11 protein-coding genes are annotated in these 24,984 nt (G+C 68.8%); 3 read left to right on the top strand and 8 right to left on the bottom strand.

Going from position 1 to position 24,984, the window contains the following annotated elements; genetic code table 11:
• Positions 1–10: 10 nt before the first annotated feature.
• From DIE15_RS22390 to DIE15_RS22410, 5 genes are all read right to left on the bottom strand, one after another.
• Positions 11–13,510 carry an LWXIA domain-containing protein gene (locus DIE15_RS22390; RefSeq protein ID WP_124834364.1) on the bottom strand — a complete coding sequence of 4,500 codons (13,500 nt, stop codon included), beginning with the start codon at positions 13,508–13,510 and terminating at the stop codon, positions 11–13.
• Between the two features lie 252 nt (positions 13,511–13,762).
• Positions 13,763–14,566 (bottom strand): lytic transglycosylase domain-containing protein, encoded by an 804-nt coding sequence (locus DIE15_RS22395; RefSeq protein WP_124834365.1) that lies wholly within the window; start codon positions 14,564–14,566, stop codon positions 13,763–13,765.
• A complete protein-coding gene (gene sctR, locus DIE15_RS22400) occupies positions 14,563–15,237 on the bottom strand; it encodes a type III secretion system export apparatus subunit SctR (RefSeq protein ID WP_057928844.1) in 675 nt (224 codons plus the stop codon). Before sctR ends, DIE15_RS22395 begins: the two co-directional genes overlap by 4 nt.
• 3 nt (positions 15,238–15,240) lie before the next feature.
• Entirely contained in the window at positions 15,241–16,413 is a 1,173-nt protein-coding gene (sctQ, locus tag DIE15_RS22405) for a type III secretion system cytoplasmic ring protein SctQ (RefSeq protein ID WP_057928843.1), read from the bottom strand.
• A 366-nt stretch (positions 16,414–16,779) separates the two neighbouring features.
• The gene (locus tag DIE15_RS22410; RefSeq protein WP_057928842.1) at positions 16,780–17,178 is read right to left on the bottom strand and encodes a winged helix-turn-helix domain-containing protein; all 399 of its coding nucleotides are present in this window, start codon (positions 17,176–17,178) and stop codon (positions 16,780–16,782) included.
• A gap of 434 nt (positions 17,179–17,612) precedes the next feature.
• On the opposite strand from DIE15_RS22410, the gene DIE15_RS22415 reads away from it, so the two are divergent.
• The gene (locus DIE15_RS22415) at positions 17,613–18,815 is read left to right on the top strand and encodes a Fic family protein (protein WP_124834366.1); all 1,203 of its coding nucleotides are present in this window, start codon (positions 17,613–17,615) and stop codon (positions 18,813–18,815) included.
• Between the two features lie 114 nt (positions 18,816–18,929).
• Here DIE15_RS22415 and DIE15_RS22420 read toward each other — a convergent pair whose 3' ends face one another.
• Together DIE15_RS22420 and DIE15_RS22425 are read right to left on the bottom strand one after the other, a co-directional pair.
• Entirely contained in the window at positions 18,930–21,140 is a 2,211-nt protein-coding gene (locus DIE15_RS22420; RefSeq protein WP_124834367.1) for a xanthine dehydrogenase family protein molybdopterin-binding subunit, read from the bottom strand.
• Between the two features lie 2 nt (positions 21,141–21,142).
• Positions 21,143–21,604 (bottom strand): (2Fe-2S)-binding protein, encoded by a 462-nt coding sequence (locus DIE15_RS22425; protein WP_124834368.1) that lies wholly within the window; start codon positions 21,602–21,604, stop codon positions 21,143–21,145.
• 180 nt (positions 21,605–21,784) lie between these two features.
• Between DIE15_RS22425 and DIE15_RS22430 the strand changes: the two genes are divergently transcribed.
• The gene (locus DIE15_RS22430; RefSeq protein ID WP_057928838.1) at positions 21,785–22,711 is read left to right on the top strand and encodes an AraC family transcriptional regulator; all 927 of its coding nucleotides are present in this window, start codon (positions 21,785–21,787) and stop codon (positions 22,709–22,711) included.
• A 1,430-nt stretch (positions 22,712–24,141) separates the two neighbouring features.
• On the opposite strand, the gene DIE15_RS37100 is transcribed toward DIE15_RS22430, so the two are convergent.
• A complete protein-coding gene (locus DIE15_RS37100; protein ID WP_185734533.1) occupies positions 24,142–24,651 on the bottom strand; it encodes a hypothetical protein in 510 nt (169 codons plus the stop codon).
• Between DIE15_RS37100 and DIE15_RS22440 the strand changes: the two genes are divergently transcribed.
• Complete coding sequence (locus DIE15_RS22440) at positions 24,650–24,973, top strand: hypothetical protein (RefSeq protein ID WP_057928888.1); 324 nt, start codon at positions 24,650–24,652, stop codon at positions 24,971–24,973. The genes DIE15_RS37100 and DIE15_RS22440 overlap by 2 nt on opposite strands.
• Positions 24,974–24,984: the final 11 nt, after the last annotated feature.

The following is a 24,984-nucleotide window of genomic DNA, read 5'->3' on the forward strand; positions in this document are numbered from 1 at the left end:
CGGTTGACGCTCAGCCGACGTTCAGCGGCAACCCGATCTGCAGGTGTGCGGAATCCGCCGCGGCCGCCGGATTGAGCTGCACGATCTCACGGAACGCGGCCACGTCCTGCTGGCCGACCGACATCTTCTGCTGGTCGGCGCGCGACACGTGAGCGGCATCGAGCAGCGACTGACGGTGGCGATCCGCGATCACCCACAGGGAGTCGCCGTCGACGACGATATAGGGCTGTGGTGACGGCGACGGTTGCGTGCTCGACGGCGACGGCGTGGCGCTGGCCGGCGGCGACGCCGGGGTGGTCGGCGAGGCGCTCGGCGATGCCGTTGGGGACGCACTCGGCGATGCACTCGGCGATGCGCCGGGCGCGAGATTCGACTGCGACGACTTCGGCTGATTCGACGATCCGGACCCCGATCCGAAGAACGTCGTCCACAAGCTCTCGATCAGCTTGTACGCGAACGCACCGACCGGGATCAGCACGACGGCCGTCGGGATTTTCTTGATCAATGGCGTCGCGTTCGGGAAATGCGTGTTCAGGCGCCCGCCGAGCAGCAGGGCGGTCGATACGCCGGTCGCGATCGCGAGATCGTAATGGCCGCCGCTCCACTGCACGCCGGTGCCGAGGCCGCCGTACGCGACAGCCATGAAGTCGCTCGCCGAATCGGTGAAGCGTACGATGCGGCTGCGCTTGTCGGCATTCACGCGGTGCGCGCCGATCGTGTAGACGAGCCCCGCATAGGTGGCGCCGAACGCGCCGCTCGCGATGGCGGCCGAGCCGTACGCGAGATCGAACGCGCCGTGCGCGTGCACGACGCCGCTGATGCCGACCGCGAGCGTGGCGGTCGACGTGATCGCGGCGCCGGCGCGGCCCGCGATCCCGAACAGGTGACGCGGGTTGCCGGTATGGAGCTGCTGCAGCGACGTGCCGCCGACGGTGCCCTGCATCTGCGCGAGCACGTCCGCGGCGAGCGCCTTGATGTGCGTGGTCGCATCGTCGAAGCTCATCAGCCCGACCCGATTCAGCTCGACATACTGCGCGGCCAGCGTGCGCGCTTCGTTCGATACCTGCTCGAGCTGGGCGCGCCGGTTCTGGCCATAGTCGTGCGCGCCCGACCGCAGTTGCCGCGACAGCGTCACTTCGAGCCGCGTGAGCACCGCCTGCGCGGCCTTCGGGTCGCCGGCCTGCAGGCTGCGCACCGCACCCTGGTGCATCACCTGGAACACGCGGCCCAGACGCGAGCCGAGCAGGAACGACGACGTCGCGCTGCCCAGCATGTCCTGCCGAAGCAGATGCGTCGCGCCGAGCGTATCGGCGATCACGAGCGCACCCGCACCGGTGACGAGCGAGCTGAAGCCGATCGACTTCCACAGCTCCGCCTTGCGGAACGACGGTCGGTGCACGCGCAGTGCGTTGATCTGCGCGAGCGCCTGCATTTCCTCGATCACCTTCGCCTGTTTCGGGTTCGCCGCGATCTGCCGGCCGACGCTGATCGGCTTCGACGGGTCGTTCTTCAGCGCTTCGCGCTCGACCACCGATTGCCAGTACGCGCGGCTGCCGGCAAGCGGACCCGCGGGATCGGCGGTCGACACGACGGTGCCGCGCGCGGGAGCCCGAGTGCCGGCGTCGGCGAGCCAGCGTTCGCCGAAGCGGCGGGCGAGCTTTTCGGTGCGCGTGGCGGGCGGGTGATTCGCCGCTGTCCACTGCGTCATCGCGTGGTCGATGGTTGCCTTGCGCGCCTGGTTGACGAGCGCGGTCGTGTTGCGTTCGTACAGCTCGCCGCGCAGCGTCGCGAGCGTATCGTCCGACAGGCCTTTCGACTTGCCGATACGCGAGATCTCCGCGAACAGCACCTGCTGCTGGTTCGCGAATGCCTCGGGGCTCACCGGTTCGAACACGCGCGTGAGCGCGTCGGCGCCGTGCAGCCGTGCGAATTTGCCGTCATGGTCGGTCTGGTAATAGTCGACGATCCGTTCCGCCAGCGCGCGCGTCAGATCCTGGTTCGCGACGAAGTCGGCGCCGTGCGTGCCGTACGACAGCCCGACATGCAGCCAGTCGATCGCCTTGCGGTCGAGCAGCGCATCGAGCAACTCGACGTGGCCCGCGCCCGGAACGGGTTCGAGCACGGCGTCCCAACCGTGGAAGCTCAGCATCACGTTCGGCGCGGGCTCGCCGGCGTGATCGTGCGACCACGTCTCGAACGACGTCATGAGCCGCGCGTACTCGGCGTAGCTGTCGTTCGTGCCGGCGATCGTGCGGCGGTCCTCCGCGGACACGAGCGGGCGGCCCGACGCCGCTTCGAGACGAAGCTGGAAGCCGTAGCGCGATGACGCGGTGAGCCATTGGTGCAGATGCGCGACGTCGTCGAGTTCAAGCGTGCGCGTGGTGCCGTCCGGCGCCTCGCGCGTGATCGTGGCGTCGGCCTCGTTGTAGCGCGCGCCGATCGGGGAGCCGAACTGGCGCGCGCGCCGGATGAACGCCGGATCGTGCTTGCCGCCGCGCGCGGCGGCGAGCGTGTGCGGATCGACCGGAATCGACACGACGGGCATCGCGCCGCCGTATTGCTCGATCTGGCGCACCGCGAGCGCGGGATCGTCGCGCAGGTTGAACGCGCGCGCCATCGGCGCGACGCGGTCCTGGATCTCGGCCGGTGCGCGCACGAACGCCTGGATCACGCGCTTGTCGATCATGCGCGCAGCACTGTGGCGCGTGGCGTACGCCTGCATCCACTTCACGAACCGGTTGTGATCGCCGGCGGGATCGGCGACCGGCCCGCGCGACGGCATGCTCGACACCTCGCGCGCGAGACCGATGCGGTTGCCGAGCGCCTTCCACATCGGCGCGTCGGCCAGGATCGTCTGCGGCTCGTCGTTCAGCGCGAGGCCGCCGGCATCGGGCTGGCGTTTGCGCGCGGCGACCGCCTTCACGCGCTCGACCGTCGGGAACCATTCGGACACCTTCGCGGCGCCGTAGCGCATCACCCATTCCGCAACCGTGCTCGAACCCAGGCTCGGCTGGTACGGACGCAGCGTCAGCGGCTTGGCTGCGGGCGTCTTCGGTGCCTTCGGCGTGGCCGGCGTGTTGGCGGCGCGGTTCGCCGCACGGCGGCCGCGCAGCCTGCCGCCCTTGCCGCGTATCGCATTGCGCATCCGGCCGGCGGGGCCGGTGGCCGCGCCGCCGGCAGCGGGCTGCGCGGCCTGCCGCGCGGCTTGCTGGGCGGCGGCGAGGTCGGCCTGCGCCGCTTTCACGCGATCGATCTGGCCGGCGATCTGCGTGCGGATCCAGCGCGTCGCGAGGTCGAACTTCTGCGGCAGCGCGTCGAAATACGACTTTTCGTCGAGCAGCTGCGCGAGGCGTTGCGCGAGCGCGGCCTTCTGCGTGGCGATCGCGCGCGGGTCGAACGCTTCGGGCTTGAGCGTCGACAGCAGGAAGTGCTGGTTCGCGCCGAACGGGCCACGGCCGAGCGGCATCTCGTCGAGCGGGCGGCCCGCATCCGGGTGGTCGCGAAGCTGCTCGGCGTCGTCGTACCAGCGTGCATTGCCGTCGTGGATCGCGATGATGCCGCGACGCGTGTGCAGCGATTCGGCGACCGGATGGTCGGTCTCGTACACGTACACGTAGTGATCGCCGGGGATTGCCTTCAGCTCCAGCGCGCGCATCAGGTGCAGCGTGTTCGCGCCGCTGAAGTCGACCGCGAGCTGCTCGCTGTCGGGGACGAGCTTCGGCGGCAGGAACGGGCTGTCGGCGCCCTCGATCTCGGCGATCTTGCGGCGCACGCCGGGATCGGCTTTCGCGAGGCCGCGCTGCACGCGCGTGCCGAGTTTCTGCACGGGCGCCTTTTCGTCGCCGAGCGCCTTGCGCATTTCCGCCGGCGCGAAGCCGCCGTAGCGCTCGACCGTGTCGTGCGCGACGTCCGTCACGACGAACCGCACGCCGCGCCGGCCGCCGGACAGGTCGCGCGCACGCCTGCGGAACGCGGCGCCCAGTTCGCGCGGCGCGATCGTCGCGTCGCCGAGCGACGTCGACTCGTGATAGGTCCAGTCGTGCGCGGCGTCGCGCGTCGCGTAGCCGAGCACCTTGCCGGTCTTCTTGTCGATCGCGTAAAGCGTCGCGCCGTCGCCGGCTGCCTTCGCGGCCTGCTTCGGCCGGCGAAAGCGCGGTGCATCGACGAGCGACTTCAACGTCGTGACGACGTTCGCGTCGGGCGCGGCCGCCGCCTGCTCGGCTTCCCATGCGCGGCCGTCGCTGCGCGCCGTGATGCGAGCGGCGCCGCCATACTCGCGCAGTTCCGCGAGCGGAACGGGCGACACGTAGAAATCGACGTCCGCGCGCTCCGCGGTGCCGTTGTCCTTCAGCGCACGATAGACCTCGTCCCGAATCGGCACGGCCGGATCGGCGGAGGCCTTGTCGACGAACGTGCCGTTCTCGTCGGTGCGCAGGCTCGCGACGAACTTCGGCTGCGGATGGCTTGCATCGACCGCATCGGCCGGCCGTTGTTCATGCTCGGCGATCAGCACGTACGCGTTCGTGCCGAACGCGTCCTTCATCTGCGCGAGCGACGCGAGCTGCGAGCCGTCGATACGGATCAGGTCGCGCTTGCCGTGCGACGCGAGATGATCGAGCGCATGCTGCCGGCTCGCGGCGTCCGGCGTCGCGGCAGGGACCGGCGCGTTCGACGCCGGCTGCGGCGCGGGCGCCGGCATCTCGCGCGGCATGCCGCTTGCATGCATCGTGTCGGCCTGGCTCGCGTAGTAGGTGCGATAAGTCGCGTGGCCCGGCACGGATGGTGCGACGTCGCCGAATGCGGCCGCGAGCCGGCGCAGCCCGGTTTCGTCGCCAGGCGTCACGCGGTCGGCCTCGCGCGCGATCGCGTCGGGCAGGCGTGCGTCCTTCGCGATGTCGATACCGGCGTCGTCGAGGATCTCGCGGCGCACCGCGAATGCGTTCGCCTGCGCGCGCGCTTCGGCCATCAGCGCACTGTCGGTCAGCGCTTCGGGAGACGAGCGATCGAGCCCGAGCCGGTGCGTGATCGTCTCGACCGCGTGCTGTGCTTCGTGCGCGAGCGTGTAGACGAGCGTGCCGGTGCCGTGGAACTGCCCGTCGAGCACGATCCGCTGCTTCGCGGTATCGATCCGGCTGCCGCGTCCGGCGCGGCCAACCACGACTTTCCAGCCGGCCTCGTCCGCAAGCGCGAGCTGCTGGCGCAACAGGTTCGAGCGGTCGACCAGCGCATGCGCCGCCTTCGGCAGCGGCGCGCCGCCGAAGCGCATCCGGATCCGCGTGATGACGGACGGCTTCTGCACGAACGCGTCGGGCGGCAGGTGTTCGGTGATGCCCGGATGCGCGAGCTCGATCGCGCCGCGCGCGATGCCGTCCTCCAGCATCACGCGCAGCGTGCCGATCTCGCGGACGATCCCTTCGACGTTCAGCTTCGGCGCATCGGCCATGACCGTCGACGGGTCGCTCAGATAGAAGTCGCCGCGTGCGTCGAACACGCCTTCGAAGTCGTAGTAGAGGCGGTGCTGCGCGGTGATGTCGCGTGCGCGGTCGAGCTGCGCGAATGCGTCGCGCGTGACCCGCGACGGCAGCACGCCGGCCATCACGTCGTGGCTGCTGAGCGACGCGAACGGCGCGTACATCACGGCCACGCGATCGAACGCCGCGAACGGGCCGCCGACCGTGAGCGTGCGCAGCCCGTGCGCGCGCAGCGCCGCGAGTCCTTCCTGCTCGAGCCGGATCGATTCGATGTGGCCGAGGATCGCGCGATTGTCCGTGCCCTGGTAGAGGCCGATCGCGTTGCGCCGGCCCAGTTCGAACACGGTCTTCTCGATGCCCGCGCCGGTTGCCGCGCCGGTGAAGCGCTCGACCGGCAGGCGCGCGCCCGGATCGCCGCTCGCGTGGACGCCGTTGCCGTCGACGTCGAGCGGGCCCAGGTCCGGACGCTGGTGTGGCGCCGGATCGTAGCGCAGCCACGCGTTCGTGTGGCCGAGCCGCGCTTCGGCGCCGAAGCCGACCGCGATCGTCGGCGGTGCGTAGACGGGGCGCTGCCAGATGTTCGCGAGCCATGCCGCGGCGTCGCGACCGTTGCGCGCCGACAGGATGACGGACGAGCCGGGCAGGCCGAGCACCGAGCGGTGCGCGAGCGTGACCTCGACCGGCGTGTACGGCTTGCCGTCCGGATCGACGAGGCGGCCTTGCGCGTCGGTGACGCCATGCACGATCACGATGCCGCCGTCGCGATCGTAGGACAGCGGGCCCGAGCGGTCGAGCGTCAGCGCGTCGACGCCGGCTGCCGCCTTGCCGTCGAATGGCGATGCCTTCACGGGCCGCGCGCGCGACCATGCCGTTTCGTCGGCAAGCGTGGCGGCCGTGTCGCGCGCGGGGGCCGGCATCGTGACGCCGGCGCGCTGCGCAGCCTGCGCCTGGCGTCGATACAGTTCGCCGTAGGTCACGCCGCCGTCGAGCGACGTGGGTGCGTGCTCGAACGCGTCGGCGAGGCGCGCGATCGACGCGGCGTCGCCGGCCCGCGCGCGGCCGTATTCGTTCGCGATCGCGTCGGGCAGCGCGACGTGGCTGCCGATATCGATGCCGAGGTTCGCGCGGATCTCGTCACGGACCGCAAAGGCATTGACTTGCGCGCGCGCTTCCGCGAGCAGCGCGGAGCGCACGTAGCGCTGCGTCGATCCGTAGTCGAGCCCCAGCGTGCCGGTCGCGGCCTCGACCGCGTGGCGTGCTTCGTGCGCGAGGACGTAGACCATCGAGCCCGCCGACTGCAGGCCGCCGTCGATCGTGACGCGCCGCCGCCGCGTATCGATCTTGCTGCCGCCGCCCGGCTTGCCGCGCACGACCTTCCAGCCGGCCTCGCCGCCGAGCCGGAGTTGTTGCGACAGCAGGCTCGATGCGTCGATCAGCCGGTACGCTTCCTTCGGCAGCGGCGCGCCGCCGAAGCGCATCCGCACGCGCGTGATGACCGACGGCTTCTGCACGAACGCATCGGGCGCCGGCGTTTCGGCGAGCCGCGGATGCGCGAGTTCGATGTTGCCGCGCTCGAGGCCCTGCGTCAGCGCGCGCTCGATCACCGCGAGCCGCTGCAGCGCGGTGAAGTGCTCGCCCGCGCCCATGCCGATCGGGCCCGGGTCGCTCAGCAGGAAATCGCCGTCGCGCGTGAACATGCCTTGCAGGTCGAAGCCGATGCCCGTGCTTTCGACGACGTCGCGAATCTGCCGGATGTGCTCGAGTGCCGCGCGCGACACCACGCGCGGCAGCGCGCCCGTCTCGAAGCCGAAGCTGTGGAACACGCCGAGCGGCCGGTACAGCACCGCGACGCGGTTCAGCGCGGAGAACGGGCCGTTCATCGTCACGGTCTTCAGCCCGTAGGAAGCGAGGTCGTCGAGCGCGATGCTTTCGTCGATTGCCGCTTCGATCTGGCGGCCTTCCGACGTATGCGGGCCGGTGTCGTAGACCGCGAGCGCGGCATCGTGGCCGAGCGCGAACACGGTTTTCTCGCCGCCCGAGCCGAGCAGTTCGCCGACGTGGCGCTCGACGTCGATCCGCGCGGCCGGGCTGCCTTCGACGTGCACGCCTTCGGCATCGGCCGCGAGCGGGCCGAGGTCGTGCGGTGCCGCGGGCGCCGGGTCGTAGCGGCGGAACACGCCGGTGTCGAGCAGCGCCGCGCGCTCGCCCACCGCGTGCGCGGGCGGCGCATACACCGGGCGCTGCCACAGGTTCGCGAGTTGTGCGGCGGCGGCATCGCCGCCGTGCTTCGCGGACAGCACGATCGAATAGCCGTCCTGCACGAGGAACGCCGGCGCCTGGTCGAGCGCGTATTCGTGTACGCCGGCCGGCCGCCCGCCGGCGAGCAGCGTGCCGTCCGGCAGCGTGTCGGCGTGCAGCATCAGCACGCCTTCGTCCTGCAGCATCGTGAAGTGGCGGCTGCGGGCCGCCTGCAGGTCGGCCACGGCAGGCACCGGCCCGTCGCCGAACGGCGACGCGTATTCGGCATGCGCGCGGCTCCACGCGACCCGGTCGTCGAAGCTGCGCACGCCACGCGGCGCGTCGCCGGTCTCGCGCGTCTGCGGCGCCGGCATCCGGCGCGGAATACCGCCGCGGCGCTTCTGGCGCGACCACACGTCGTCGTAGAAGTCGCGGTAGGTCTCGCCGTCGCGGCCCGACACGGGTGAATCGGCGAAGGCGTCGACGAGGCGTCCGACCGTGCCCGCGTAGTCGTGTGACGGCGCGCGCCATGCGGCGCCTTCGCGCTCGATCGCATCGGGCAGGCGCACGTGCGCGGCGATGTCGCCGCCGCCCGCGAGCTGGATCTCGTAGCGCGCCTCGAACGCGTTGATCTGCGCGCGCGCCTCGGCTTCGAGCGCCTTGCGCGTGAAGCGGCTGCGGTTGCCGTAGTCGAGGTTCAGCACGCCGGCCATCGCCTCGACGGCATGCCGTGCCTCGTGCGCGAGCGTGTACGTGATGCTGCCAGGATGCTGGAGGGCGCCGTCGATCGTCACGCGGCGCTTGCGCGGATCGATGCGGCTGCCGCCGCCGCGCTTGCCGAGCGTCACGCGCCAGCCGGCGTCCTGCAGCATGCGCAACTGCGTCGCGAGCGTGCCGGACTGCATCGCGAGCGCCTGCGCGGCCTCGGGCAGCGCCGCGCCGCCGAAGCGCATCTGCATCCGCGTGATCCAGCCGGGATTCGATGCCCCGTGGTCGGGCGGTGCGGTTTCCGTCGTTTCGGGGTGCGCGGCGGCGAGGCCGATGTCGTCGTTCGCCGCAGTGCGACGCTCGCCGCCCGCCGGCGCGCGCGCGGCTTTGCCGTCGGCGGTGCCGGGCGCGCGCGGGCCGCGATCGGCGGCGGTCGTGTCGCGCTCCGCCGCGCGCTCGGGCGCGCCCGAGCGATCCGGCTTGACGAGCACGAGCACGCGGTTCGGCGCGCTGAACACGCCGTCGAGTGCATTGACCGGCTCGGCAGGCGCGGCCGTACGCGGCATCGCCGGTTCGTTCGGGCCGCGCTTGCCGGCCAGTACGATCACCGTGTCGTCGGCGGCGGCGGCGCGCGGCGCCGACGGCGACGCTTCGTCGGGCGCGACGCCGGCCGGCAGGCCGGTTTCGTTCGCCGCGGCCGTTTCCGGTGCGGGATCGAAGCGCAGCACGCGCGCCTGCGCGTGCAACTGGCCGTCCGCGTTGAACGCGTCGGGCGCGGCCGCATAGACGGGCTTTTGCCAGCGGTTCGCGAGTTCGGCCGCGAGCGCCGCGTCGTGCTCGCCGGCAACGACGATCACCGGTTCCTCGAGATCCTGCGGGCGCGGCGCGGACGGCCGCGCACCGGGCGCGTCAGGCGTCGCGCCGCTGCGCACGACGTAGACCGTGCGATCGCCGACTTCCATCGGCTCGGCGCTCGGCCCGCGCGGCACCGCGATGCCGGCCGGGTCGGAAGTCGCCGTTCGCATGGCGCTCGCATCGTCCGCCAGGTCGATGACCTTCGCGTTGACGCGCGGCGGCGCGCCGTCCGGCTTCGCGCGCGTGCCGGGGCCGGTCGCGTCGTCGGTCTCGACAGGGCGCCAGCGCATCGATTGCGTGTCGGCGCTGCGCCGATTCGTGCTCGCGGTGGTGCTGCGTTCGGCATCGGTTTCGTCGCGCTGCTGCTGGACGCGTGCGCGCGCCTCGCTGGTGCGTCGCGTGCTGCGTGCGTCGGCGGACACGCTCGCGGTCTCGCCTTCGGCCGCCGTTTGCGCGAGGCGGCGTGGCGCCTGCGTGCTGGCGGCCGTCTGCCGGTACGCGTCGCTCGCCTGGTCGAGCACATGCTGCAGGATGTCGAGCGGGGCTTTCGCGACGATCTTCGGCGTCACGCTCATCTCGCCTTCGGGGCCGAACGACATGCGCTCGCCGGTGCCGGTCACGTCGTCGACGCGCGTGCCGTTGGTCCAGTTCTTCGGCGACGCCGACACGACGGACAGCGTGCCGTCCTCGCCGAGCACCACCGATTCGCCGGGCGGCAAGCGCCTGGCCGATGCGCGGTCGAGCACGCGAATCGGCTTGTTGTCGTAGGTCAGCACCTTGTCGCCCACGCGCAGCGTGCCGTCCGGCGACACCTTGACGGCTTCGCCGTCGAGCGTCACGCGGGTGCGGCCGGCCGCGAGCGACGACGCGTCGGCGCCGTTGAGAATCCGGCCGATCGTCTGGCTGTCGACGGTGACGGTCTTGCCGTCGGTCCCGCGGATCGGCACCGGCCGGCCGGTGCGCGTGCGCACCGACGTCACCGCGCGCTCCTTGAGGCCGCCCGCGGCCATCAGCGCGACGTTGGTGAGCCCGGACTTGAGTTCCTCGCCGGCCGCCTTCTTGTCGCCGGTGACGAAATAGTCGTAGCCGGCTTCGCCGAACGCCTCGACCGCGCCGCCCACGCCCGTCACGACGGCGGTGGTCCGCGCGCCCGTGGCCAGCACCGACGCGACTTTCGGCGTGCGCGTAAGCGCGGTCACCGCGCGTGTGAACAGCTTGCTGCCGGCGAGCTTCGCGGCGCCTGCCGCGCCCATCGGCACGAGATTGATGAAGTCCGCCCGCGCGCCCGCGTCGGTAAACGGGTTGAGGCTGCGCCCGTGCTCCGCGCGGTTTGCCAGGTCGAGCCCGGCGCTCGTCATCGTCGCGCCGATCGCCGTGTACATCATCCCCGCGCCGAGGATGTTCAGCGGCACGCCGACGATCGCGCCGATGCCGGTGCCGTCGAGCAGCGTGCCGAGACCTTCGAGTGCCATCCCGCCGACCATCATGCCGATGTTCAGGCCGGTGCTGGTCAGCGTATTGAGGAAACTGTCGAAGCCGCTTTCATGATGCGCGGCCCTCGACACGAGTTGCAGCGTGCCGTCCGCGTTGTGGCCGGTCGCGATATCGACGGTCCCGTCCTTCGACAGCTCGTTGTTGTCGATGTAGTCGTTGATGTCGTCGTAGGTGCTCGCCGTCTCGTCGACGTATTGCGTGCCGTCCTTGCCGCTGACCTTGAAGAGCGCGCTCGTGGTCATGCCGGCATCTTTCGCCGCATACACCATCGGCAGCACGCTGACCTGCGTTGTCGCGCCGCCGCCGATCGACAGCAGCTTGTCGCGCACGCCGTTGATCGTCGACAGCTTGTCCTTGTCGGTGAAACGCGCGACGTCGTCCTTCAGTGGCGATACGGCATCAGAACCGTCGCCGGACGATGCGTCGTTCTGGACGTCGGGTTGCATCCCGAGCGCGACGCCGATCAGGTTGCGCTGCTCGTTGTCGGTCAGCTTGCCGAACGCGATCGTGCCCCCGTTGTTCGTGCTCGCGCTCGCCGCGTCGAGCAGCGAGTTCGACAACTCGCCGCGATGCGCTTCGTAGAAATCGTGCAGCGCCTTCGTGTAGTCCTTCTCGGCGTCCGAGCCGGACGCCGCGTAGCGCAGCCGTTCGTCGAGCCCCGCGTCGAACTGGTCCATCAACACCTGCTGGTGCGACGTCTCGCTCAGCAACTGCAGGCGCTGCACCGCGTTGTCCGTCTGCGTGACGGCCGCCTTCGCCTTGTCCAGCTGGTCCTGGTACAGGTTCGGGCGCGGCATCGACGGCGCCGGAATCATGTCGTCGCCCGCGACATAGCGGAAGCGCACGGGCGGCGGATTCGCAGCCGCCCAGTCGTCGTACTGCTGCTGCACCGACGCGAGCGTGCTCTTCGCCTGCGTCTGCTGGATACGCGCCTGCGACAGCGCGGCCTGGGTCGCGCGCTCGTTGACCGAATCCGACAACCGGCTGTCGGCCGCGCGGATCGCGCCCGCGGCCACCTGCATGCGCTTCACGTCGAGCATCGTCGGGCCGGTCGGCGCGGCCGACGGGTGCGCGGACTGCGGCAGCAGGAACGGGCTGTCGAGCAGCGGCGATGCAGGCAGCGACGACGTGCCGTTCGCGCTCGACAACGTCGGCGCTTGCAGCGGCGACGCACTCGGCAGCGCCGGCGTGCCGGTGGGGGCGGCGGACGCTGCCGTCGACGGCGACGACGCGGGCAGGGGCGGCAGGCCGCTCGCGGTCGACAGCGACGGCGTCAGCAGCAGCGACGGGAGCGTGGGCTTCGTCAACGGCGATTGCGCGTCGACCCGCGCCTTGATCTGCGATGCCTGATCGTCGTACTGCTGCGCGAGCGTCGCGCCGTACGCGGCGACGAAGCCATCGTGCGCGATGCTTGCCTGCTGCTTTGCCTGGTCGAGCTTCGCATACGCGTCGCCGAGGTCGAGATCGACCTGCGGATCCTTGATCATCGCGTGCGGATTGTCCTTGTGCCACGCGGTGGATGCGTCCTGCTTCTTCGTATAGTCGGCCTGCAGCGTGTCGACCTGACGCTGCGCGGACAGCATCTGCAGATAGCCGCCGCTCGTGTTCGCGGCCGTCTGCGCGCGGGCGAGCGCGGTCTTCGCGTTCGACACCGCATTCGGGACGATCACCGTCGGCCCTTCCTTGCCGCGGGCCGAATCGTATTGCTGCTGGGCGTTCGTGAGCGTCAGGCTGTCGTTGGCCGCGCCGTACGCGGCATTCGCATAGTTCGCATCCTTCGCGGCCGACGTGACGGCCTGCTGTGCGTCGTCCCGCGAAGCGGGCGCATCGGGCATCGTGACCTGCAGCTCCAGCGGCTGCAGCGCGTCGTTCAGGCGGCCGACGCCCGCATCGAGCGCGGCCTGGTAGTCCGGATCGGCGAGATAGGACTGGAACTGCGTATACGCGAGGTTCGAATTCGCGACGTCCGCGTAGTACTTCGACGCGCCGACGGCCGCCTTCGCGCTCGCGGTCTGCCAATCGTCGTAGAGCCGGATCTGCAGCGGGTTCTTGCAGTCGCTTGCCTGCGGCACCCAGTTCGGATCGTTCGCGTGATCGGGGAATGCCGCCAGCAGCGTCTTGAATTGCTGGTCGGCCGCGTGTTGCGCGTCGCCCGGGTCCGTCACCTTGCCGGAATCGTCGATCTTCATCCCGGCCGGCATGTCGGCGTTCGCCTGTTCGCCGTACAGGATCATGTAGCCGGCGTCGGTCGTCACGTTCAGCTCGCGCTGCGCGGTGTCGGCCGACGTGCGCGCCTTCGCGTAGTCGGCTTGCGCGGTCTTGCGGTCGTCGGCCGTCGACTCGGGGTCGCGATTGACCAGGTGCAGGACGTTCTGGGCGCCCTGCAGCGTCTGCGACGCGTTGTCGTACTTCGTCTGCGCGTCCTGGATCGCCTTCTGCACCGCGCGCGTCTTGTCGTTCTCGACGGTGATGTCGGGCGGCGGCGCCGTATATTGCGCGGCCATGCTCTGGATCAGCGACGTCGCGGACGTGATCTCCGCGTTGGTCGGCTTCGACGGATCGGTGGCGAGCGACGCGCTGACGGGAATCGGCGGTGCGGCGGTGGGGTTCGCCGGCCCCGCGGCCGGATCGTCCTTCTTCGGCGGAGGGGGAGGCGGGGGCGGCGGCGCGACGACCGGATTCAGCGTATCCGACAGGAAGCGCTGCCAGTTGACACCCAGTCCCAATCCGTCGATCAACAGCATGCTCGTCTCCGTTGAACCGCGCGATGCGCGGCACGCACGACGCCCTGCACGTCGCGACGCGATCGTTCGAGTGTACGGACGCGCATTGCGGCGCAGATACCGCTGTTTCGTAGCGGGGCGAGGCGGCCGGCGTACGGGCGCGGCGCGGGCTACGAGACGGGCGCGGGGTGCGGTGGTGCCGCCGCGCCGCGTCGTTCGGACCCCTGAAAACGGCACGAACGCGGGCCTGCGGTGCCGCGCGCGATCATTCGGTCACTGATCGAGACACCGTACGCATAGCCGCTTCGCCTGGCTCGCCGGCAACCCGCGGCACATCATCACGACGGGGCGCGCATGGCACGACGGCGCGTCGGCCGATGCCGCCGGCGACGCGAGCCGTCGCGCGCGCTCGGGCGGCGTGGTCGCGACGGCGTCCATGCGCCGTTGTCGCGCGGGCGGCGGCGTATCGCTGACCACCGGAATCGGCTCGACGCCGCCTTCGCGCGCGTTGCGCTGCGCGCTCGCGACGACGCGGCTCACATAACCGCTCGAGAAACCGGTCGTGAAGTTGCCGCTGTAGTAACACGACAGCGCCGCGCGCAACGCGGCCTGCGCGGCGCGGCCGGTGTTCGACGAACGCGCGAAGCATTCGGTCAGGATCGCGCCGCCCGCCCGCAGGTTGCGGCACGGCTCGAACATCGTCGTGTCGTCGAGGCCGTATTTCGCGAAATTGCGCTCGTTCACCTGCGCGAGGCCGACGCTGTAGCTGAAGCCGCGCGCGGCCAGCTCGCTCGCCGTCGCGCGCGCTTCGTCGAGCGACGCGGGCTGGCGCGTCAGGTGGCCGCCGACCACGCCGATCGCATACGGATTGAAACCGGACTCGGTGCGTACCAGCGCGGCGAGCGTGTCGGGATCGACGTTCGGCGCGCAGGCGCGCGCGAGCTGCGCGAAGCCTGCGGCGCTGCCGGCCGCGTGCGCGCTGCGCGGCTGCATGCCCGCCCCGGCGAGCACCAGTGCGAGCGTCGCGATCAGCGCGCACAGGCTCGCAACGGCGGAGCGCCGGCCGCGCGCGTTCATCCCGCCCCCGCCACGCGATACGACAGCACGAGTCCGTGCACGAGCAGCGACCAGCCGTCGAGCGCGACGAACAGCAGCAGCTTGAACGGCACCGAGATCGTCGTCGGCGAGATCATCTGCATCCCGAGCGCGAGCAGGATGTTCGCGACCAGCAGGTCGACCACGATGAACACGATATAGATCACGAAACCGATCTGGAATGCCTTGGTCAGCTCGGCGAGCGTGAAGCTCGGCACCAGCACGAGCAGGTCGTCGTCCTTGATGCCGTCCGCGCGATTCTTCGGCCAGACCGACGTCGCGGTGCGCACGAAGAATTCGCGATCGCGCTGCCGCGTATGCGACACCAGGAAATCCTTGATCGGCGGCAGCGCGGCATCGGCGAGCACGCCGATATCGGCGGTCGACAGCTGCCCCGATGCGTCGAAGTGGCGGGACTGCAGCGCGTCGCGGATCGACATCCCGACCGGCGCCATGATGAACAGCGACAGGATCAGCGCGATGCCGTTCAGCACGAGGTTCGGCGGCACCTGCTGGATCCCGAGCGCGGAGCGCAGCAGGCCGAGCACGACCACGAGTTTCGTATAGCTCGTCACCATCAGCGCCGCGAACGGCGCGATGCCGAGCGCGGCGATCACCGCGATCAGCGCGACCGGATTCGGCAGGCTGCCCATCGTTCAGCGCTCGCGCGGCGCGGGCTGCGTCAGCGTGACGACGCGCACGCCGAGCTTCTGGCCGACCGCGATCAGGTGGCCGGTGCCGATCAGCATCCCGTTCGCGACCAGATGGATCACGCTCTGGTTGATGCCCTGCTGCAGCTCGATCACCGCGCCGGGTTGCAGCGCGCCGAGTTCGCCGAGCGGGATCGACGTGGGCGGCAATTCGAAACGCAGGTCGACCGCGAGGCCGTCGAGCGAGCGCGGCGCATCGTCCGGCGACGCTTCGTGCGCGGTCGCGGGCGGGGTGTCGGTGCGGGTCGGTTCCAAAGGCATCTCCCTGATTCGTTCGACGGTCAGCCGGTTGCCCGACGGCCGTCCGGTGATCTCCCATGCCGGCGCGGCCGGCACCCGCGCGACGCACAGCAGGTTCTGCTCGTGCGCGCGCCAGCGCTCGATCGCGATGATGTCGCCGCCGACGACGTCGGCCAGCTCGGCCGTCGTCAGCTCGGTCCGGCCGATCTCGAATACCAGCGGCACCGGCAGGCTCGCATAGGCGGCGCGCGTATCGGGCCGCGCGGCGGCCGGCGTCGCGAAGAACACCGCGAGCGCATCCGGCGCATCGAACAGCAGGGCGCCATGGCAGCGCCATGCGCCGTCGGCGCGACGCAGCTCGAAGCGCAGCGCGGCCGGCGCGGTGCGCCACGCGGGCACGCTCGCCGGAGGTGGCAGCAATTCCACGCGCTGCCGCGTCGCGGCCTGCAGCACGGTCGCGAGCGGCGCGGCGAGGTCGGCGAGCAGCGCCGCGCGGATCACGGCCGGCACGGCCGGGTCGGCCGCGTCGCCGAGCCACTCGCCTTCCGCGACCGGGTCGATCCACAGCGAGCCGGCGGCCGGGCCGACGACGAAGCGGTACGCATGCGCGTCGGCGGCCGGTTCGGCATCGACGCGCCAGCGCACCTCGTACGCGTGTTCGCCGAGCGTGACCGGCACCGCGGCCGTTGCGCCGTATGCATGCGACAGCCCGCGCGCGGCGGCGGCGGACAGGCGCGGCAGGTGGGGCGACGCGTCGAGCGCGACCGCGACCGGCGCGGGCGCGATGGCGGGCGCGGCGACGGCCGGGCTGGCAGCGGCGGGCGGCGCCCGGTTCGCGGCGTCGCCGGCGTCGGCATTCGTCAGGGACAGCGCAGGCACGGGCGGGATCAGGGCGGATTCGGCGTTGGTTCGACGGGTTGTTGTGGCCGGCGGCGCGGAAGGCGCGCGGCTGCTGCGTCGATTGTAGGGACGGCACCGGTCGCGCGCCGCGCCGGAATCCGTAGTCGCGCGCATCCGGCGGACGCGCCAGCGGCGGCGAGCTACGAAGGCAGTTGCGCGGCGGCGTGGCCGCGTGCGGCGTCGCCCGCCCAAATGCGACCGCCGCCCGGAGGCGGCGGTCGTGTCGCGGCCGGGCAGGCGTGCCGGGCCGCGAGGCGCCGCACGTCGAATGCGCGGCGCGGCGAGGGGAGGCTTGCCGGCGCGCCGCGCAGGGGCTGGCGGCGCGCGGGTGAGCGTCGTTACGCGTTACACGTAGTCGGCGGCTAGCGCCAGTTGCGGGGCGGCGCGCAGGATCGGCGCCACGTCGTGGCGCTCGACGTGCGTCATGGCCGCGCCGAACAGCACCAGGCGATAGCCGACTGCATAGATCGGGATGATCCGCAGGTTCTTGTCGTGATCGAGCTGCAGCTTCGAGCGGATGCGCGAGATGTGGGTGTCGAGCGTGCGCGACGACACGCCGAGCTCGCGGCCCCAGACCGCTTCCTGGATCGCTTGCCGCGGCACGATCTTGTTCATGTTGTCGAGCAGGAATTCGACGACATCGAATTCACGCGGCGTGACGTCGACGACTTTGTTGTCGATTTCGATCGTGCGGCGCACGAAGTTGATTTTTATGTTGTCGATGTACAGGTATTTGCAATCCATGTTGGCCCTCGCATGTCCGTAAAGGAGTGTTTGCAGGTCATGTACCGCAACTTCCGGGCCAGGGACGGACTGGGGGGGAACGAAGGACGGGGGGGCGAGGCGTGCGGCGCGCCAGCCTTGAATCTAAAAGAATTTTTAACGCGAGGCACGTGGCCGGTTTCGGAAGGGTCGGAGCAATATTGAAGGATTGTTACGTAGCATCGATGGGGAACGTTACGGGCGTTACGGGGGGGCGTAACGTGGGGACGAGCCGATGACGAGTCGCCGGCCCGCCGCGCCGCGTGCTGCGCGTTCCAGCAAAAAACCCTACATGGAACCCTACATAAAACCCGACTCGGTATTGAGAAAATTTCATATAAATCATGGATATAAGTTGCTAAAATTGGCGACTTGAAACCCTACATCAAACCCTACATGGAACCCTACGGCGAAGCATGACGACAGTTGCTACCTTCGAACCGCTGTTTCCCGAGGACCGTGTCCTCGATCCGCTGCTTGACCAGGCCGGGCAACTCGTTGATGCGTCGCAGCGATTGCTCGCAGTGAGGGATACGCCATTGGCCCGCGCGCTCGTTCCCCAGTTACGCGCAATGAATTCGTACTACACGAACAAGATCGAAGGCCAGCATACGACCCCGGCCAGGATCGAGGCCGCGCTTCATCGCGATTACTCGTCCGATATCGTCGAGCGCAGGAAGCAACGCTTCGCGGTCGCGCATATCGCAACGGAAGCGGCGCTCGAGGAAGAATGGGCAGCCCTTTCGGTCGCCGCGCTGTTCGAGCCCGCGCGAATCTCGGCCATCCACGCGCGGTTCTTTTCCTGTTTGCCTGCGGATGAACGACTCGCCGAGGGTGGACAAATCATTGTTCCCGGCGAGCTTCGGCGGTCGCATGTGACGGTCGGACGCCATCTGGCGCCGGAGCCGGAGATGATCGAGCCGTTGCTTCAGGCCTGGGCGGCACGTTACGCGCGTATCCGTCCGAAGGAATATCAAGTGATCGGGATCGCTTGCTCGCATCATCGCCTGGCATGGGTGCATCCGTTCATGGATGGTAACGGCCGGGTGGCGCGTCTGCATTCGCATCTTGGATTCCGTGCCGCTGATCTCACCCATGGGCTGTGGTCGCCGCTTCGCGGGTTGGCGCGCGAGCATGAGCAGTATTACGCGAGGCTGAGCGAAGCCGATCAGACTCGACGCAACGATCTGGACGGACGGGGCAACTTGTCGCAGGAAGGGCTCGTCAAGTTCGCCCGGTTCTTTCTGGACTGCTGTGCGGATCAGGTCGGATTCATGGTCCATATGACAGCGTTCGACGGCGTGACGGCGCGTATGCTGGACCTGTTACGTTACTTGGAATTCAATCCTTGGAGCATCCGCTCGGAAAAATCGGTCATCAAGGCGGAAACCGCAGCGTTGGCCATGGAATTCGTGGCGCTGCGTCGTGCCGTCACGCGCGCGGAATTCACGCAGATGCTTGGTGTAAGCGACGTGCTGGCGCGCCGCATCGTTCGATCGCTGCTCGATTTCGGGCTTCTGACTTCTCCTTCTCACCGCGGCGAGCTTTCCTTCGGGCTGCCGCTTGCGGCACTTCGATTTCTTTTCCCTAGGTTGTGGCCGGAAGTCGAACAGGAGTAAGCGATCCGGGCTGTCGCATCGCATTCCGGGCGGCGGATGGGCGCGCGATACAAAAAAACCGGCCGCGCAACGTTCCCGTTACGCGGCCGGCCCGGCGTTCCGCCTTTCCGCCCGTCAAGCCTTCGCGTGATCGCCCGAATCGAACGGCAGCACGTAATGCCGCTTGCCGGTCGCCGCGAAGATCGCGTTGGCGACCGCCGGCCCGATCGGCGCGACACCCGGCTCGCCGACGCCGGTCGGCGCCTCCGCCGACGGCACGATATGCACCTCGACCTTCGGCATCTCCGCCATCCGCAGCACGTGGTAGCCGTCGAAGTTGCGCTGCTCGACCTGGCCGTCCTTCAGCGTGATCGCGCTGTGCAGCACCGCGCCGAGCCCGAAGCCGATGCCGCCTTCCATCTGCGCGGCGACGATGTCGGGGTTGATCGCGATCCCGCAGTCGACCGCGCACACCACACGCTCGACCTTCACCTTGCCGTCCGCGTCGACCGACACCTCGGCCACCTGCGCGACATAGCTCTTGAACGCCTCGGCTACCGCGATCCCGCGCCCGCGGCCCTTCGGCAGCGGCTTTGCCGGATCCCAGCCGGCCTTCTGCGCGACCAGCTCGAGCACCGCGCGCATCCGCGGCTCCTTCGCGAGCAGGTCGCGGCGGAACTGGTACGGATCCTTGCCGGCCGCGTGCGCGGCTTCGTCGATGAATGCCTCGACCGCATACGCGGTGTGCGAGCTGCCGACCACGCGCCACCACAGCACGGGCAGGCCGACCTTGGTGGTCGTGAGTTCGACCGACACGTTCGGCACCGCGTACGGCAGGTTCGCCGCGCCCTCGACCGACGTCGCGTCGATCCCGTTCTTCACCATGAACGGCTCGAACGGCGTGCCGGCGAGGATCGACTGGCCGACGATCCGATGACGCCAGCCGACCAGCCGGCCGTCCGCGGTCAGCCCCGCGTCGAGCTTGTGGAAGTACATCGGGCGATAGAAGCCGCCCTGGATGTCGTCCTCGCGCGTCCACTGCAGCTTGACTGGCTTGCCGTCCGCGCCGAGCGCCTTCGCGATCGACACGGCCTCGACCACGTAGTCCGACCACGCGTTCGCGCGCCGGCCGAAGCTGCCGCCCGCGTACAGCGTGTGGATCTGCACCTGCTCGGGCTTCAGGCCCGCAACCTTGGCCGCGTTGCCCTGGTCGACCGTCTGGAACTGGTCGCCGGCCCAGATCTCGCAGCTGTTGCCCGTCAGCTTGACGACCGCGTCGAGCGGCTCCATCGGCGCATGTGCGAGATACGGGAATTCGTAGGTCGCGCTGACCTTGCGCGCGGCGCCCGCGATCGCCGCGTCGGCATCGCCGTCCTTGCGCGCCGACGCGCCGGGCTTGGCGGCGAGCTGCCGGTATTCGCGCATGATCTCGTCCGAGCCGCGCTTTTCGGCGTTCGCTTCGTCCCAGTCGATCTTCAGCGCGTCGCGGCCCTGTTTCGCGGCCCAGAAGCCGGTCGCGACGACCGCGACGCCGTGCGGCACCTGCACGACCGCCACGACGCCCGGCACGGCCTTCGCGGCCGTCGCGTCGAACGACTTGACCGTCGCGCCGAAGCGCGGCGGGCGCTGCAACAGCGCGACGCGCATGCCGGGGAACGTGGTGTCGAGCGTGAAATGCGCGGTGCCATTCGACTTGGCCGACGCGTCGACGCGCGGAATGCGATGGCCGATCAGCTTGAAATCGGCCGGCTGCTTCAGCGTGACCTTGTCGGGCACCGGCAGTTTCGATGCGTCGGCAACCAGCGTGCCGTAGGCGGCCGTCTTGCCGCTCTTCGCATGCGTGACGACGCCGTTCGCGGTGGTCAGCTCGCCGGCCGGCACCTTCCAGCGGGCCGCCGCGGCCGACACGAGCATCGCGCGCGCCTTGCCGCCTGCTTCGCGCAGCTGCTGCCACGAGTTCGACATGGCCGAGCTGCCGCCCGTGCCCTGCATCGTGCCGAACGCGAGGTTCGCATAGCGCTTCGCATCGGCCGGCGCGCTTTCGACGCGCACGCTCGACCAGTCCGCGTCGAGCTCCTCGGCGACGATCGTCGCGATGCCCGTGTATGCGCCCTGGCCCATCTCGACGTGCTTCGCGATGACCGTGACCGCGCCGTCGGGCGTGATGCGCAGGAACGCGTTCGGCGCGAAATCGGCGGCGGGTGCCGTCGCGGCGAGCGCGCGGCGGCCGAGGCCGGCCCATTCGAAGCCGATCGTCAGGCTGACGGCGGCCGCGGCGCCCGCGGCCTTCAGGAACGTGCGGCGCGACGGTCGCACCGAACCGGGATTGTCGAGTTCGATCGTCATGGTCAGGCTCCCAGCGTCGTGGCCGCGTCGTGGATCGCGGCGCGGATGCGGGCGTAGGTCGCACAGCGGCAGATGTTGCCGTTCATCGCGGCATCGATGTCGTCGTCGGTCGGCTTCGGATTCTGTTCGAGCAGCGCGGTGGCCGACATGATCTGGCCGGACTGGCAATAGCCGCACTGCGGCACCTGCAGCTTCACCCAGGCGGCCTGCACGGCCTGCGCGGGCTTGCTCTGCAGCCCTTCGATCGTCGTGATGTGCTTGCCCGCGATGCCGGCGAGCGGCAGCACGCACGAGCGTACGGCCTGGCCTTCGAGATGGACCGTGCAGGCGCCGCACTGCGCCATGCCACAGCCGAACTTCGTGCCGGTCAACCCCGCGTGTTCGCGGATCGCCCAGAGGACGGGCATCGACGGATCGGCGTCGAGCGTGACGCTCTTGCCGTTCAGGACAAACGTGGTGGGCATTTTTTGTCTCCGTGGGGAAAACCCGGCATGCGCCGGATCAGGTGGCAGTGTGCGCGAACGGTCGGTCTTTACGGCTACCCAATCCTGCAAATTTATTGAACAATCCTGCAAATCCCCGGCGCGGCGGCGAGCGATTCGCTATGCTCCCGCGATTCAGGGAAATCAAGCGAGGAATCCGTCATGGACATGACCGATATCGCGGCGTCGCGCGAATCCGGGCGGCGCGAGCTGGCGTCGCTGATCGGCCGTTTCGCGCCCGCGGACGGTTCCCACTCGACGGCCGTGCCGGCACTGATGCTGCACCGGCATACGCATCCGGTCGATCTCGGTTGCGGCGTGTCGCGCGCCGCGCTCGTGATCGCCGCGCAGGGCGCGAAGCGCGTGATCGTGGCCGGCCAGGCTTACGAATACGACACGCGGAATTGCCTGATTGCGTCGATCGACTTGCCGATTCTCTCGCGCGTCACGCAGGCGTCGCCGGACGCGCCTTATCTGTGCCTGTCGCTCACGCTCGATCCGCAGCGCATCGTCGAACTCGCGGCCGAGATGCGGCTGCCGGAACCCGACGCGGGCCCCGAAGGCGAGGGCATCGCGCTTACCGAGCTGACGCCGCCGCTGCTCGATGCCGCGCTGCGGCTGTTGCGGCTGCTCGATACGCCAGCCGACATTCCGGTGGTCGCACCGCTGATCGAAAAGGAATTGCTGTATCGGCTGATGACGAGCGGGCAGGGCACGCGGCTGCGGCACATGGCCGTCGCGGGCAGCCAGACGCACCGGATCGCGCGCGCGATCGAGTGGATCCGCGATCACTACGCGGAGCCGATGCGCGTCGACACGCTCGCGCAGGCGGTCAACATGAGCGTGTCGTCGCTACACCATCACTTCAAGCACGTGACCACGCTGAGCCCGCTGCAGTACCAGAAGCAGTTGCGGCTGCACGAGGCGCGGCGGTTGCTGCTGCGGCAGGGCGGCGACGTCGGTTCGGTGGCCGCGACCGTCGGCTACGAAAGCGCGTCGCAGTTCAGCCGCGAATACAGCCGGCTGTTCGGTGCGCCGCCGATGCGCGACGTCGTGCACCTGCGCAAGAAGGAACTGCTCGGCACGTAACTGCGGTGTCGGCCATGTTGCGATGGCGGTCGTTTTCCGGAACGACGCGGCGATTCGTGGCCCCGCACGCGGGTCGCACTGGCGCACATCGAAATCGAATCTCGAGCAATCGGCATGCCAGGGACGCCAATTGCATGCTGCATCCGGGCCGCATACCGCGCAGCCGCGCTGCACATGTGCTTCGGTTTCACGCATGAATCCTGCGATCTGGCGCACGGATGCGGCATTTTCCGGCCCGGTACGAAGCGGCCTGTCGAAATGCGCAAAAAATCGTATTACGGCGGATTTCCAGTGGTAAATCCAGCGTTGCACGAGCATGTTTCAGCGATGAGAATTGCTGCCGATGTCCCCATTCGGAAATGTTTCCTCCGCGTATCGCGCGTCGTCCGATCCGGCGTGAAGCCAGCGGGATTTGCGCATTGAAACGCGACGGTCGCCGGCATCGGCTGTCGGCGAGTCGAATGAGAAAAGTAAAGATGGATCAGGCGTATTGAAGGGCGGTGCGCAAGCGTCACAGGTTTTTCACAAATATGCGGGCGGATGAAAGTCGTGCTGGCCCGAACTGAATCTGCTTTTTTGTCGCTCGCTTGCGTTGTCGCTCGACGCTTGATCCCGTCGGTATTTTCACGGATGAATCAAACGCGTGGTGGGCTCTGTGCGGTACGCACATCCGGCAGCGCCTCGATGCCCGTCGCATCGGCGTACGAAAACGGATGTCGCGCGATTCGATGCGTGCTCGGCGCGGCACCGAAACGCCGTCGAATCGGGCGCAGCAGGCGCTTCGCGGGCGAAAAGTGCGCATCGACCGGAATATGCGACAGTGCATTCTCAGGTTTGAAACACCCGTTCAGTTGCGCCTTTCACGAGGCCCGATGCGCCGTATTCGTCGGCCTTTCCGGCATTGCTTCGTGGCATTCAAGGATCGATGCATGTCGCCGGCCGTTGTTGCGATACATTCCTGAAACAAAAAGCGCGGGTTTCGGCGAGATGACGGGGCGACGCAGGCGGGTCGCGACGCGCAAAGGTCGGTGGATTCATGCGTGGCATGCTGCTTGCGGTATTGGACGTACCGGCGAGCGGTCGACCTGAAGCAACAAAGATGGGGGGCGGCCAACTCGTCAATAAGCAGTCGGGGAAACGGCAATGAAGACCAGAAGCGGTATCTTGATCCGCGCATTCCTTGCGCACTCATGGGGTAGTCAGACAGCTTGGGGTACGACTTGCGATGCAGTGCCAGCGTCGCGGGTTCGTCGCTGCCGGTTTCCCCACATCCGCGCGTTCCGCACGGCAACCGGCCGACAGCGGTGCTTCCTTTCATTCGGTTCGTCCGGAAGGACCAGGCTGTTCGTGCCGGACAGCTTGACGCCGAATCGTCTTCGACCGTGCAGGGCCGTATCGATTGCGCCGGGCGCATGCCGGCGCTGTCCAGATTAGCTCGAACGCTCGTCGGCCGGATTGCCCGGCAGATCGTTGGTCGATAGCTCAGGGAGAAGCGATGCCGCCTGACTGTAATGCAGGCCTGTTATAGCCACGATAACTCGCATGTTTTCGATGGCGCTGCATTTGCGGTGCAAAACCATATTCACGTATTTTCGATCGCTGAATCGGATGCCATGTGCCGGCATTCCGTGTGAGCAAAATATCGAAAAAATTAATCCCGAACGGCGAATGCACGTTTGCGGGTGTGAGAGGCAATTTGTTTTCCGATAATCCAAAAATCGATAGTAATTATCGAAAATACCTATAAAAAAGTTCGGAAAACTAAAAAATACGAACCTAAAATTCGACTGGCCGAAATTGCGGTATATCGAATTATCGGTGAATCTATTTTTTGTAATTTGATAGTGATCCTTATTTTTTGAGGATTGCTCAAGGCAGGGAAGTTGAAGGCGTGCAGCTTTCCTTGCTTGTTCCGTCCACGCCGTTATGGAGTCGACCATGAAGAAGCTTCTGATTGCAGCAGCAGTGCTGGCAGTTTCGGGTGCAGCATTCGCCGGCAGCGGCACGGTGTCGAGCACCAGCTCGTCGAGCGGCGGTTCGACGATGGCCGGGGTCGCCGGGTTCGGCCACTTCACTGCGACCGATTCGGGTGCCGCACTCGGCGCGGCCGGCGCGATTGCCGGAGGCCCGGGCAGCGGTTCGATCTCGTACACGAACCACACCCAAACGTCGACGGTGGGCGGCTTCGGCTTTGGCGGCGCACAAGCGGGCGGCAACAGCGGTGCGAATGCCAGCTCGATCGGCTGGACGTATCACCACTAAGCCGCGGCGCG

This window comes from Burkholderia sp. Bp9031, assembly GCF_003857965.1.
In the GTDB taxonomy this organism is placed as follows: domain Bacteria; phylum Pseudomonadota; class Gammaproteobacteria; order Burkholderiales; family Burkholderiaceae; genus Burkholderia; species Burkholderia ambifaria_A.

What these genes read in the sequence shown, in the direction of transcription:
- DIE15_RS22390 (WP_124834364.1), bottom strand. Translation starts at nt 13,510, where the DNA reads ATGCTGTTGATCGACGGATTGGGACTGGGTGTCAACTGGCAGCGCTTC.
- DIE15_RS22395 (WP_124834365.1), bottom strand. Translation starts at nt 14,566, where the DNA reads ATGAACGCGCGCGGCCGGCGCTCCGCCGTTGCGAGCCTGTGCGCGCTG.
- sctR (WP_057928844.1), bottom strand. Translation starts at nt 15,237, where the DNA reads ATGGGCAGCCTGCCGAATCCGGTCGCGCTGATCGCGGTGATCGCCGCG.
- DIE15_RS22410 (WP_057928842.1), bottom strand. Translation starts at nt 17,178, where the DNA reads ATGGATTGCAAATACCTGTACATCGACAACATAAAAATCAACTTCGTG.
- DIE15_RS22415 (WP_124834366.1), top strand. Translation starts at nt 17,613, where the DNA reads ATGACGACAGTTGCTACCTTCGAACCGCTGTTTCCCGAGGACCGTGTC.
- DIE15_RS22420 (WP_124834367.1), bottom strand. Translation starts at nt 21,140, where the DNA reads ATGACGATCGAACTCGACAATCCCGGTTCGGTGCGACCGTCGCGCCGC.
- DIE15_RS22425 (WP_124834368.1), bottom strand. Translation starts at nt 21,604, where the DNA reads ATGCCCACCACGTTTGTCCTGAACGGCAAGAGCGTCACGCTCGACGCC.
- DIE15_RS22430 (WP_057928838.1), top strand. Translation starts at nt 21,785, where the DNA reads ATGGACATGACCGATATCGCGGCGTCGCGCGAATCCGGGCGGCGCGAG.
- DIE15_RS22440 (WP_057928888.1), top strand. Translation starts at nt 24,650, where the DNA reads ATGAAGAAGCTTCTGATTGCAGCAGCAGTGCTGGCAGTTTCGGGTGCA.
- DIE15_RS37100 (WP_185734533.1), bottom strand. Translation starts at nt 24,651, where the DNA reads ATGGTCGACTCCATAACGGCGTGGACGGAACAAGCAAGGAAAGCTGCA.